We start from the raw sequence: 15,187 nt of genomic DNA, 5'->3' as shown, positions 1-15,187 counted from the left end.
ACTAATGAAGAATCAATCTCAAGAATTTTTAAAAGAAATTGCTAATCTTTCTCCAGAACAACGAAAGCTGTTTGAGCGACGACTCCAGGAGCGAGGGTTAAAGCCTCCTCAAGTGCAGGCTATTTCTCGGAGGCAGACCTCTGACCCTTTGCCTTTGTCTTTTGCTCAACAGCGTCTCTGGTTTATTCAACAGCTTGATCCGAGTAATAGTTCATACAATGTCCCCAGTGCTTTACGTTTGCGGGGGCGGCTAAATGTGGCAGTATTGGAACGAACACTCAACGAAATTGTTCGGCGACATGAGACGCTACGAACGACTTTTTCAACCAACGCTGATAAACAACCGATTCAAATTATTTCACCTTTTCAAGCCTTTTCGCTGCCCGTTGTTGACCTGACTCAATTAACAGAAACTCAGGCAGAAATTGAACGCATTATTATAGAGTTTACCCAACGTTTTTTTGATCTCAATTCCTCTTTATTAAGATTAGCACTGTTACAGTTCAATGAGGCAGATTTTATCTTATTAATGACCACACATCATATTATTTCTGATCGGTGGTCAATCGGGGTCTTTCTGCGAGAAATGGGTATTTTGTATAAAGCTTTTATCGAAAATCAAAATTCCCCGTTAGCAGAGTTACCCGTTCAATATGCAGACTGGGCGATTTGGCAACGTCAACGACTTCAAGGTGAAGTTTTAGAGACTCAGGTTAATTATTGGAAGCAGCAACTCGGTGATGAATTACCGATTTTAGAACTTCCTCTCGACTACCCAAGACCCGCAATTTCAACATACAAAGGCGAGCATTATCCGATTGATATCTCTAAAAAATTGTCCGATTCATTTAAGGTATTAGCCGCGAAAAAAGGTCTTACATTATTTACATTACTCTTAACAAGTTTTAAAGTTTTACTCCATCGATATACCCAACAAAATGATATCATTATTGGGACTGATATAGCAAATCGTGATCGCTCGGAAATCGAGGGTTTAATTGGACTGTTAGTTAATACTTTAGTTTTGCGAACAAATCTGGCTGGAAACCCGAGTTTTCAGGAATTATTAAATAGAGTTAGAGAAGTTACGTTAGCGGCTTATGCTCATCAAGATTTACCGTTTGAAAAATTGGTTGAAGTATTAAACCCTGAACGAAATCTCAGCCAGATGATGCCGCTTTTTCAAGTGAAGTTTGATCTGCAACTGGCTCCAGTTAAACCCCTAGAATTATTAGGGTTAAGTTTAGAACGTTTACCCTTAGAAAATAAAACAGTAAAATATGAACTCCGCTTCAACCTTCAGGATACTGAACAAGGTATAAAAGGACAAGTTGAGTACAATACCGATTTATTTAAAGAAGCTACAATTGCTCATTTAGTTGAACATTTTATAACTTTACTTTCCAGTATTGTCGCCAACCCAGAACAGCGTTTATCACAATTAACCTATCTTTCAAAAACCGAACAAAAAACTCTTTTAGTTGAATTTAATCAGACTCAAAATGACTTGAAAGTTAGCAGATGTATTCATCAATTATTTGAAGAACAAGTTCAACGAGAACCCGATGCAGTCGCGTTAATTTTTGATCAGCAGATTCTCACCTATCAAAAATTAAATGAACAGGCGAATCAGCTTGCCCATTATTTACAAAAACTAGGCATCAAACCCGAAGATAAAGTCGGCATTTGTGTTAATCGTTCTATTGAGATGGTTGTAGCTATTTTAGGAACTCTAAAAGCGGGTGCTGCTTATGTTCCTCTTGACCCCACTTATCCGGTAGAACGTCTATCTTTTATTCTGCAAGATGCCCAAGTTGCTGTATTAATTACTCAGTCTAATCTTTTAATAGAAACTCAAGGAATTCGTCATAGAATAAACCTTGACCAAGATTGGAATAAAATCACTCAACAAAGTTCTAATAACCCAGAATCTAAAGTTACAGAAAATAACTTAGCATACATCATTTATACTTCCGGTTCAACAGGTCAACCGAAGGGCGTAGCGATAGAACATCGGAGTACAATTCAGTTAATTTATTGGGCTAAAGACGTTTTTAGTTCTGAAACTCTTGCAGGTGTTCTTGCCTCAACTTCAATTTGTTTTGACTTATCTGTATTTGAACTCTTTGTTACTCTCAGTTGGGGAGGAAAAGTAATTTTAGCTGAAAATGCTTTAGATTTACCCAATTTACCTGCGTCTCATCAAGTCACCTTAATTAATACAGTCCCCAGTGCGATTAATCATCTGTTTAAAATTAAGGGAATTCCTCGATCCGTTTCTACTGTTAATTTAGCAGGAGAAGCACTACAAAACAGTCTCGTTCAACAACTAGAAAAACAGACAACAATTCAACAAATTTATAACTTGTACGGTCCTTCAGAGGACACAACCTACTCAACTTTTGCTTTAGTTAAAAGTAGTTCTAAATTATCAGTGTCAATTGGTCAACCGATCAACAATACTCAAGCCTATGTTTTAGATCAATACTTACAACCCGTTCCCATTGGAGTGAAGGGAGAATTATATTTAGGGGGTGAAGGAGTCGCCAGAGGTTATCTAAATCGACCTGAATTAACGGCTGAAAAGTTTATCTCAAATCCCTATATTGATCAAAAAAATATATTGAATCGATTGTATAAAACGGGAGATTTAATTCGCTATCAACCCGATGGAAATTTAGAATTTTTAGGACGTATTGATCATCAAGTAAAAATCCGAGGATATCGAATTGAAATCGGAGAAATAGAAGCAGTTTTAAGTCAATATCCAGCTTTGAATGAATGTGTTGTGACCGTGCGAGAAGATGAATCTAATACTAAACGCATAGTGGCTTATGTTGTCTTTTTCTCAGAAGATCAACAATCAAATGTGAATCACCTCCGACACTTTATAGAACAAAAGTTACCCAGTTATATGATACCCAATACTTTTGTAAAACTGGACGCTTTACCTCGTCTTCCCAATGGAAAAATTAATCGCAAATCTTTACCCGTTCCTGATACATTTAGACCTGAATTAGCCGTTGCATATATTGAACCTCAAACTGAATTAGAAAAAACTATCGCCCAAGTTTGGCAAAAAGAACTAAATCTTAAATCAGTTGGAATTAATGATAACTTCTTTGAGTTAGGGGGACATTCTCTGTTAGGCATTAAAATTATTGCTGAAATCAGTGATGCCATTGGTGTACAAATTCCATTGCGTTCTTTATTTGAAAAACACACAATATTCGGATTGGCTGAACAGATTAAAACTCTAAATAAATATCTCTCGGTTTCACCTTTACCTCAAATTATTCCTAATCCCGAAGAACGTCATCAACCCTTTCCGCTTACGGATATTCAACAAGCATATTTGATGGGTCGGAGTGATGCTTTTGAGTTAGGAAATATTGCAACACATGGCTATCGTGAAATCGAAACAGTTGGCTTAAAAGTTGAACAACTTGAACAAGCATTACAGCACTTAATTGAATATCACGATATGCTGCGGGTGATTATTAAAACAGACGGACAGCAGCAAATATTACCGACAGTTCCACCCTATAAAATCAAAACAATAGACTTAGAAAAAGAAAGTCCTGAGCGTGTTACCGCAACATTAGAAAAAATGCGCGATCACCTCTCTCATCAAATTTTACTGACTGATCGCTGGCCATTATTTGAAATTCAAGCGGCTTTATTAGGAGAGAATAAAGTTATATTTTTTGTGAGTTTTGATGTCTTAATTGGAGATGCTTGGAGTCTGCAAATCATCGGACGTGAACTGGCTAAACTGATTCAAAATCCCGACACTTTATTACCCTCTTTATCCCTTTCTTTCCGAGATTATGTTTTAGCAGAAAATGCTTGGCGTGATTCCGAACTTTATCATAGTTCTCGCAACTATTGGCAAAACCGTCTTGTTAATTTAGCTGCGGCTCCTGAACTTCCCCTTCAGCACAATTTAGCCACTATAAAAAACCCTCGGTTTGTACGTCGCAGTGGACAATTAGCACCTCAAACTTGGCAACATCTCAAACAAAAAGCGACTCAAATTGGCATTACACCGTCAGGCTTTTTACTCGCCGCTTTTGCAGAAATTTTAACAACTTGGAGCAAAAGTTCAAGATTTACCCTCAATTTAACGCTATTTAATCGCTTGCCTGTTCATCCAGAAGTTAATCAGATAATTGGTGATTTTACCTCATCTTTATTGTTAGAAATTAATAATAATGAACCCAATAGTTTTATAAATCGTGCGACAAATATTCAAGCACAACTTTGGGAAGATTTAGATCACCGTTATGTCAGTGGAGTTGAGGTTTTACGAGATTTAGCTCGAATTCAAGGGCGAGTTTCAGGAGCTTTGATGCCTGTTGTATTTACCAGTACCCTCACTCAAAATACACCTCAAATGTCTCAGAGAAACTGGCAAACAAAAGTCGTTTATAGCCTGAGTCAAACCTCTCAAGTTTACTTCGATCATCAAGTGTCTGAAATTGGCGGTGCTTTAGTCTTTAATTGGGATACAATTGATGAACTTTTTGCAACCGGATTACTAGATGAAATGTTTACAGCTTACTCTAACTTTTTAGAGCGTCTAGCTAATGAAGATGAACTGTGGCAGATGAAAACTCGGCAATTATTACCAGCACCACAACTTCAACTCATCACAGAAATTAATGCAACTGAAACCATTTTTCAAGCTGAAAATAAACTTTTACATACTTTATTTTTTGATCAAGTATCTGTGTATTCAGAAAATATCGCTGTTGTCAGTGGAGAACATCAATTAACCTATAAAGAATTAAATAATCTTGCTCTAAACTTAGCTGAAAAAATAAAAAAATTAGGCGTTGTTTCTAATCAATTAGTTGGAATTTTGATGGAAAAAAGTTGGGAACAAGTTGTCGCAGTTTTAGGAATTTTAGCCGCAGGTGCAGCTTACGTTCCTATCGATCCTCAACTCCCAAAAGAACGACAGTTACACTTATTACAAGAAACAGAAGTTAAACAAATTATCACACAATCGTGGCTTAATCAAAAATTAGAATTTACCGAAAATATTACTCGCATTTGTGTAGATACTCTTGAACTTTCTTCAGAAGAAACTCATCACTTAGCTTTAAGCACTCATAACACTCCTCAAGATTTAGCCTATGTGATTTATACTTCAGGTTCGACGGGATTACCGAAAGGAGTAATGATTGATCATCAAAGTGCTGTTAACACTATTCTTGATATTAATCAGCGTTTTAATATAACTTCAAAAGACAAAGTTTTTGCGTTATCGGCTTTAAATTTTGACCTCTCAGTGTATGATATTTTTGGAATATTAGCAGTTGGGGGAACGATTGTTATTCCTGATGCTGAAGCGAATAAAGATCCGGAACACTGGGTCAAATTAATAGAACAAAAAGAAATTACAATTTGGAATTCCGTTCCTGCACTCATGCAAATGCTGTTAGAACATTTAGACTCAAAATCTACTTTTAAAAATTCCTTACGTTTAGTCTTACTCAGTGGAGATTGGCTCCCCTTAGATTTACCCAATCGGATTCAGAAAAAATTGAATCCAAATCCTCAAATTATTAGCTTAGGCGGCGCAACAGAAGCCTCAATTTGGTCGATTCTGTATCCGATTGAAACGGTTAATCCCAATTGGAAAAGTATTCCCTATGGTCGTCCAATGGCGAACCAACATTTCTATGTTTTAAATGCAGCTTTAGAACCTTGTCCAGTGTGGGTAACAGGACAGCTTTATATTGGAGGAATAGGACTCGCTAAAGGATACTGGAAGAATCAAGAAAAGACCAATAAAAGTTTTATGATTCATCCTAAAACGCAAGAAAAATTGTATAAAACAGGAGACTTAGGGCGATATTTACCGGATGGGAATATTGAATTTTTAGGTCGAGAAGATTTTCAAGTTAAAATTAATGGATATCGAATAGAACTCGGTGAAATTGAATCGACTTTAAAGCAACATCCAGCGATTCAAGAAGCTATTGTAACAGCCATCGGAGAATCACGAGAAAATAAACAATTGATTGCTTATATTCTTCCCAAAGAACACCATAATTTCTCTATTTTTGAAAAAATTGAATTTAAGTTAAAACAACCCGGACTACGAAACACAAAAGCAAAAAACCAGAGCATTGAGTTACCCAAACCTGAATTAAATGAAGAACTAACTCAAGCTTATTTACAGCGTCAGAGTTATCGAAAATTCCTAGAAAAACCGATATCTTTCAAAGATTTTAGTCGCTTGATAAGCTGTTTAATGCAAATTCGACTTGACAACTCGCCCTTACCTAAATATCGATATGCTTCAGCCGGAAGTCTATATCCTGTGCAGACTTATTGTTATATTAAAGCCAATGCAATTGCAGAAATTAAAGCAGGAGTTTATTACTATAATCCCGCAGAACATCGTTTGATTTTAATTCAAGAAAACGCTAAAATTGACAGCTATCTATATGGAGTAAATCAATCTATTTTTGAACAATCTGCTCTTGCTTTATTTTTAATCGGAAACTTAAACGCTATTATCCCTATGTATGGAGAAAAAGCCAAAGAATTTTGTTTATTAGAAGCGGGCTATATGAGTCAACTTTTAATGGAAACTGCACCTAAACATGAAATGGGTCTTTGTCCTATTGGTGGTTTAAAATTTGAAAGCATACAAAATTTGTTTGACCTCGAACCGAATCAAATTTTATTACATAGCTTTGTAGGCGGTTCCATTGATAAGACTTGGACTCAACAATGGTTGTCTCCTGAAACTCCTCAAAAATCAGAATCAATTGTAGAAAAGTTACGTCAATTTTTACGTCAAAAACTACCTGAATATATGGTTCCTCAACATTACATAATTTTAGATAAACTTCCCCTCACACCCAACGGCAAAATAGACCGTAAAAACCTACCCAAACCCGATCAATTATTCTTCAGAACTCAAGCTCAATATATAGCCCCTGATACTGAATTACAGAAAAAAATAGCAGAAATTTGGCAGAAATCTCTCAATTTAGAAAAAGTAGGCATTCAAGACAACTTCTTTAATTTAGGAGGAAATTCACTCTTAGCTACTCAGGTTATTGCTCAAATGCGTCAAGCTTTGCAGGTTGAAGTTTCAATTCCTCGCTTTTTTGAAACACCAACTATTGCTGATTTAGAACGAGAGATTAAACAAAATAGCAATCCAATTACTGAAACTGAATCAATACAAATTGAGCGAGTAAACCGTAATAATTCACAACAAAATATAGATAATATTGACAAAGTTTCAGAACAAGAACTTGATGATTTACTCACTCAAATTTTAGCGGAGGAAAACCAATGAACCAAACACCATCTAACCTTTCTAAACTTACACCAGAACAAAAGCGAGAACTCCTCAAACAACTGATGCAGAAAAAGGCTGACAAGCCTCAAGTCTTCCCGCTTTCATTTGCTCAAAAACGACTCTGGTTTCTTGATAAACTACAGCCTGGAAGTTCAGTTTATAATCTTCCTGCTGCTTTACATTTAAAGGGTTCACTTCATATTAATACTTTAGAAAAAAGTATTAATGAAATTATTAAACGACATGAAATATTACGAACAAGCTTTCTAGAAATTAAAGGGGAGATAGTTCAGAGTCTTTATCCAGTATTGAGTCTCAATGTTCCCGTGATTGATTTTCAAGAATTTTCTCAGACTCAACGTGATATTGAAGTTAAAAAGCAGATTCAACAAGAAGCATCACAGCCCTTTAATTTAACTCAAATTCCTTTATTACGAGCCAAATTATTAAAGCTTTCAACCGATGAATATATACTGCTGTTTACCCTGCATCATATTATTTCTGATTACTGGTCAATGCGGGTACTGATTCAAGAATTAGCAGCAATTTATCAAGCCTTCTATCAAGACAAAAATTCATCTTTACCTGAACTCAATATCCAATATGTAGACTATGCTGTTTGGCAACAGAAATGGCTACAAAGTGAAGCTCGTTCTGCTCAACTTAGTTACTGGAAACAGCAACTAAAAAATAATCCACCAATTCTCCAATTACCCACAGATTATCCGCGACCTGTGGTACAAACTTATCGAGGAGAAACACAATCTTTTTCTCTATCTTCTCAACTTTATGAATCTTTAAAAGTTCTTGCTCGTCAGGAAGATGTAACCTTATTTATGTTGTTACTGGCAGCTTTAAAAACATTACTTTATCGCTATACTCAGCAAGAAGATATTATAGTTGGTTCAACGGTTGCTAATCGTAATCGCCCAGAAATTGAAAATCTTATTGGTTTATTTGTTAATAATTTAGTCTTTAGAACAAACCTATCTGGAAATCCCAGCTTTAGAGATTTTATCAAACAGGTACGCGAAGTCACTCTAGGGGCTTATGCTCATCAAGATTTACCCTTTGAATACTTAGTAGAAGAATTGCAGCCTCAACGCAACTTAAGCCACAATCCTCTCTTTCAAGTGATGTTTATTCTTCACAATACTCCAACAAAAACTGTTCAACTCACGAACTTAACTTTTAATTATATTAATCCAGAAAATAAAACAGCTCGATTTGATTTGAGCTTGGATATGTATGAAAAACCATCGGGACTCATGGGAGTATTTGAATATAATACAGATTTATTTAAAGCTGAAACAATTAGCAGAATAATTGTTCACTTCCAAACCTTGTTAGAACAAATTCTTACTAATTCTAATCAAAAATTATACGAACTTTGCTTGTTAACAGAAACAGAAAAAAATCAACTCTTAGTCAAATGGAATAAAACTCAAACACCATTTAAAAACCTCGCCTGTATTCATCAACTCTTTGAAACCCAAGCCCAACAAACACCGGATGCTGTTGCTATTGTTGACTCACATCAACAACTCAGTTATCAGCAACTCAATACAACTGCAAACAAACTCGCTCACCACCTACAAAAACAAGGCGTTCAACCTGAACAAACCGTCGGTATTTGTTTAGAGCGTTCCTGTGAAATGGTTATCGCTTTATTAGCTGTTCTAAAAGTCGGAGCTACATATATTCCCCTTGACCCTGCCTATCCTCCAGAGCGTCTCAATTACATTATCAATAACGCTCAAATCTCACTCATTATTACTCAAACATCCCTCAATGATTTACAATTTTCAGTTCAAAATATTCTCAAATTAGAAGAACATTTATCAATTATTACTCAACAAAAATCCTACAATCTTTCTTTTGATATTGCACTTGAAAACCTCGCTTATATTATCTACACTTCCGGTTCAACAGGTCAACCCAAAGGCGTACAAATTTCTCATCGCGCTTTGAGTAACTTTCTATTAGGAATAAATAAAACTTTGAACAGTACCCCATCAGATATTTTATTATCTGTTACTAGCCTTTCCTTTGACATCGCAGCCTTAGAACTTTATTTGCCCTTAATGGTTGGGGCGCGTGTGATTATTGCAAGTCAACAAACGATAAAAGATAGCGAAAAACTGCAACAGCAAATCAACCAATTTAATATTACAATGATGCAAGCCACACCCGCCACCTGGCAAATGTTAATACTAGGTGGATGGACAGGAAAACACAACCTAAAAATTCTCAGTGGAGGAGAAGCATTAGACCCTAAATTAGCTCAAAAACTCACCCAAAATTCTCAACAACTCTTTAACCTTTACGGGCCAACTGAAACTACAATTTGGTCATCAATTTATCAAGTTAAAAATCAAGAAAATTTAGATAAAAATTTAACCGTTCTTATTGGTCGCCCTCTTGCTAATACTGAGTTTTATATTCTCGATAAAAATCTACAACCCGTTCCGATAGCAGTACCCGGAGAGTTATATATCGGAGGAGTTGGAGTCGCTAGAGGCTACTTTAATCGAGCCGATTTAACCGCAGAACGTTTTTTACCCAATCCCTTTAAAAATACTTCTGAACGCCTGTATAAAACGGGAGATTTAGCACGATATCTGAGTGATGGAAATGTTGAATATTTAGGACGCCTAGACTCTCAAGTAAAACTGCGAGGTTTTAGAATAGAATTAGGAGAAATAGAAGCAATATTAAAACAACATCCACAAGTTCAACAGGCTGTGGTTGTAGTCAATTCACAAGCTCAAGAAAAGCGTCTCATTGCTTATATTGTCTCTACTCATCAGTCCGAGTTAAATGTTACAATGCTGCGAGAATTATTAGCCAAAAAGTTACCTAGTTACATGATACCTTCTGCTTTTATCATGTTAGATACTTTTCCTTTAACTCCCAATGGTAAGATTGATAGACGTGCGCTTCTAAGTGTTAAAGAACAAGTCACAAACTTATCAGATATTCACGAAATACCCCAAACACCTACTGAGGAAATATTATCAGGAATATGGGGAAAAATCCTAAATTTAAAGCAGATTGGTAGAAAAGATAACTTCTTTGAACTTGGCGGACATTCGTTATTAGCAACTAGCGTTATCTCGCAAATTCGTGAAATTTTCAAGATTGATTTACCCTTGCGTCGTCTATTTGAAATGCCAACAATATCGGGGTTAGCAGAAGCAATATTAACGACTCAAAAAACTCATTCTCCACTTAAAATTAAAGCACTTCAAGGCATAAATAGACAAGAAAACTTACCCTTATCTTTCGCTCAACAACGACAATGGTTTTTAGCTCAACTCGAACCCGATAGTCCTTATTATAATATTCCGGGAGCAGTCCGAATAAAAGGAAAACTGAATATTGGGATACTTGAACAAAGTTTTAACACAATAATTCATCGTCACGAAGTCCTCAGAACAAGTTTTATAACTATTGAAGGAAAACCCCAGATAGTGATTTCACCTTCAACTCAATTCAATCTTCCTCTTATTGATATTAGTGAAGTTCCAAGCTCACAGCAAGAAGGTTATATTAAACAATTAATTCAACAAGAAGCACAGTATCCTTTTCACCTCAATATTAGTCCATTACTAAGAGTTAAAGTAATAAACATTTCGGAAATAAATCACGTTATTTTAATGACGTTGCATCATATTATTTCAGATGAACAATCGGTGATAATTTTAATACGAGAAGTCGCTAAATTATATGAAAATCTCTCTCAAAATCAACCTTCACAACTTCCACCATTACCCATTCAATATGTAGATTTTGCGGCTTGGCAACGACAATATTTGCAAGGAGAATTATTAGAGAATCAATTGGGTTACTGGCGACAACAGCTAGAGGGAATACCGACGGTTTTAGAATTGCCAACTGATTACACACGTCCGGCGGTTCAAAGCTTTCGAGGTGCCACAGAAACCTTTCAACTTTCTCTCGAACAATCTCAAGCAATTAAAACTTTAAGTCAGCAGTCATGTTGTACATTATTTATGACCTTATTAGCAATCTTTAATACTTTCTTATATCGCTATACAGCAAGTAAAAATATTGTTGTAGGTTCTCCGATTGCTAATCGAAATTCAACAGAAACCGAAAGCTTAATTGGATTTTTTGCTAACACATTAGCCCTACGAACACGTTTAACTGGAAATCTCACCTTTGAGGAGTTATTACAGCAGGTTAGAGAAGTAGCGTTAGAGGCTTATGCTCATCAAGACTTACCCTTTGAACAGTTAGTAGAAGCAGTCCAACCGCAGCGAGATTTAAGCTATACTCCTCTATTTCAGGTGATGTTTGTCTGGCAAAATGCAACAATACAGCCGATTAAATTATCAGGTTTAAATTGGCATTTAATTGAGAGTGAAAATAAGACAGCAAAATTTGACTTAACATTATATATGGCTGAAACTGTTGAAGGATTAGTGGGTAAGTTTGAGTATAATACCGATTTATTTAAAGCAGAAACGATTCAACGTTTAATAGAAAATTTTCAAACCTTAATGTCAGGAATTATCGATGAACCCAAACAAAAGTTATCTAACTTGCCGCTTCTCCCAAAAACTGAACAGCAAAAAATACTACAGGAATGGAATCAGACTGAATTAGAAGTTAAACCTGTTTGTTTACATCATTTATTTGAAACCCAAACCGAGAAAACACCTCATGCAACGGCGTTAATTTTTGAGAATCAACAGTTAACTTATCAACAGTTAAATCATCGAGCCAATCAACTCGCTTATTACTTACAAAAATTAGGAGTTCAACCTGAAGTTAGAGTGGGAATTTGTGTTAAACGTTCAATTGAAATGGTTGTGGCAATGTTAGCCACTCTCAAGGCAGGAGGTGCCTATGTTCCCCTTGACCCAACCTATCCAACAGAACGATTAACTTTCATGTTGGAAGATGCTAAAATAGCCGTTTTAATCACTCAAAATACAGAATTTTTAGATTTTAGTTCTTCTCTCAAAGCTATTGTTAATTTAGATAGAGATAGGGAAAAAATAGCTTTAGAAAATCAAACAAATCCGTTCCATGAAGTTATTCCTGAAAATTTGGCTTATGTTATCTATACATCTGGTTCAACAGGTAAACCAAAAGGCGTTGCAATCAATCATTCTAGTCCAATTTTCCTCATAGAATGGGCGAAAACTGTCTTTACAAAAGAACAACTTTCAGGCGTTTTTGCTTCAACTTCTATCTGTTTTGATCTCTCAATATTTGAGTTGTTTTTACCGCTAAGTGTCGGAGGAAAAATAATTTTGGGTGAAAATGCTTTAGAGTTACCCTCCTTACCTCATTCTGAAGAAGTGACCCTGATTAATACAGTCCCCTCTGCCGCGACCGAACTACTTAGAATTAACGGTATTCCCAACGGTGTAAAAACCGTCAATTTAGCAGGTGAAGCATTATCTAATACCTTGGTTCAGCAACTTTATCAACAACAGATTCAGCAGGTTTTTAACCTTTACGGCCCTTCAGAAGATACCACCTATTCAACCTTTGTATTAACTGAACCAGGAAGTCATAAACAGCCTTCAATTGGTCGTCCAATCGCTAATACTCAAGTCTATATTTTAGACCGTTATTTGCAACCTGTTCCGGTCGGTGTTCCCGGTGAATTATATATCGGAGGATCAGGTTTGGCGAGAGAATATCTCAATCGTCCTGAACTGACAGCAGAGAAATTTATTCCTAATCCATTTACAAAACAAAATCAAAAAAATAATCGTCTTTATAAAACAGGAGATTTAGTTAAATATTTACCCGATGGAAATATTGAATATTTAGGTCGGTTAGATAACCAAGTTAAAATTCGAGGATTCCGTATTGAACTCGGAGAAGTTGAGGCGATTTTAGTTAAACATTCTCATGTTGCTCAAGCCGTTGTGAGTGCTTGGGAAGATAAAGCTAAAAATAAGCGTTTAATTGCTTACATTATCCCCAAGTCAAAAGATGAAAATTTAGCTTATGAACTGCAAAACGAATTACGTCATTTTCTGAAAGATAAGTTACCTGATTATATGATTCCTGCGGTGTTTATAGTATTAGAAAGCTTACCTCTAACACCGAATGGGAAAATTGACCGTAAAGCACTACCAGCCCGAGAAAATCAGCCGATAGAAAGACAGCAAAATTATACTGAACCTCGAACTACAAAGGAAAAGCAACTCGCTAAAATTTGGAGTCAGATTCTTAGGGTTGAGAAAATTAGTATTAACGATAACTTCTTTGAATTGGGGGGTGATTCTATTCTAGCAATTCAAGTCGTTTCTCAAGCCAATCAAGCAGGTTTAAAGATCACACCTAAGTCTATTTTTAAATATCAAACTCTGGCAGATTTAGCCGCCATAGCAGAAGAAATAACAGCCAGAAAAGCTGAACAAGGTATCATTACAGGCTCTCTCTCCCTTACCCCCATTCAACACTGGTTTTTTGAGCAAAATTTAATCGAACCTCATCATTGGAATCAGTCTATTTTATTAGAGGTTCAATCAAACATTAGCTTTAATAAATTGGAAATGGCGTTTAAAACCTTACTCAAACACCATGATGCACTACGTTTATATTTTGAGAAAAATCAATCTATTTGGCAACAGTTTAATTCCGATCATAATATAGACTTCTCGATTCTTAAAATAGACTTATCAGAACAACCTAAAAAAAATCAAGAACAAGCAATTTCTACAACTGCAACACAGCTTCAAGGTAGCTTCAACCTCTCTCAGCCACCTCTAGTTCGAGTCGCCTGCTTTGACTTAGGTTGCAGTCAAACAAGCCGTTTATTGATTATTATTCATCACTTAATCATTGACGGGATTTCCTGGCGAATTTTATTAGAAGATCTTCAGAAACTTCTCCAAACAAGTTCTCAAAGTCAAACATTTAAACTTCCAGCAAAAACAACCTCCTTTAAACACTGGTCAGACCATCTAAAAGAATATGCAAACTCAACAGAACTTCAAACCGAACTTGAATATTGGCAGAATTTATCTCAGTCTGAAATTGTAAACATTCCGGTTGACTGTCTAACTGAAAATAATACAATGGCTGAAGCTAAAACAATTTCAGTAACATTAAGTTCAGAAGAAACTCAGTCTCTCATTCATCAAGTTCCAACTGTCTATCAAACACAAATTAACGATATTTTACTAACAGCTTTAGTTCAAGCCTTTTATCAATGGACAGGACAACGAAAACTACTCATTGAACTCGAAGGACACGGACGAGAAGAACTTTTTGATCAGGTTGACTTATCTCGGACAGTCGGTTGGTTTACTGCTTTATTTCCTGTCTTATTAGATTTAGAAAATAGTGATAATCCTGATGATAATATCAAGTTCATTAAAGAACAACTTCGTCAAATTCCCAAGAGAGGAATCGGTTATGGTTTGTTACGTTATCTCACGCCTCAGAGTCATCTAATAAAACATAAAAATGCAGAAATTCGCTTTAATTACTTAGGACAAGTTGATCAAGTTTTCCCCTCTAATTCTCTGTTTTATCCTGCTAATGAATCTACTGGAATTGCTCGGAGTCCTAGAAATAATCGAAACTGTTTAATTGAAATTGATAGTATTGTTTCTAGAGGTCAAATGCGATTTAATTGGACTTATAGCCAAGCCATTCATCGTTCAACAACAATTGAAACTCTCGGGGAAAACTTCTTAAATAATTTGCGACAATTAATTAATCACTGTCTCTACTCAGAAACAGGAGGTTACACACCGTCTGATTTTCCACAAATGGATTTTAGTCAAGATGAACTCGATGAACTTTTAACAGATTTATAAAGCTTGATTTACACAACTCTCTCAATCATCTTTAGTAACC

General features: G+C 35.8%; 2 protein-coding genes. Both read left to right on the top strand.

Features of this window, described 5'->3' with window-relative positions; translation table 11 throughout:
- The first annotated feature begins 4 nt into the window (after window positions 1-4).
- The gene (locus VB836_RS15640) at window positions 5-7,327 is read left to right on the top strand and encodes a non-ribosomal peptide synthetase (protein WP_323220487.1); all 7,323 of its coding nucleotides are present in this window, start codon (window positions 5-7) and stop codon (window positions 7,325-7,327) included.
- The gene (locus tag VB836_RS15635; RefSeq protein ID WP_323220485.1) at window positions 7,324-15,147 is read left to right on the top strand and encodes a non-ribosomal peptide synthetase; all 7,824 of its coding nucleotides are present in this window, start codon (window positions 7,324-7,326) and stop codon (window positions 15,145-15,147) included. Before VB836_RS15640 ends, VB836_RS15635 begins: the two co-directional genes overlap by 4 nt.
- Window positions 15,148-15,187: the final 40 nt, after the last annotated feature.

This window comes from Limnoraphis robusta BA-68 BA1 (assembly GCF_034932365.1).
GTDB classification, from domain to species: domain Bacteria; phylum Cyanobacteriota; class Cyanobacteriia; order Cyanobacteriales; family Microcoleaceae; genus Capilliphycus; species Capilliphycus robustus.
Note: the sequence above shows the minus strand (reverse complement) of the source record. Positions and strands in the feature narration are given on the sequence as shown.

Bases quoted from the DNA above. Each gene is read 5' to 3' on its own strand.
- VB836_RS15640 (WP_323220487.1), top strand. From the start codon at position 5: ATGAAGAATCAATCTCAAGAATTTTTAAAAGAAATTGCTAATCTTTCT.
- VB836_RS15635 (WP_323220485.1), top strand. From the start codon at position 7,324: ATGAACCAAACACCATCTAACCTTTCTAAACTTACACCAGAACAAAAG.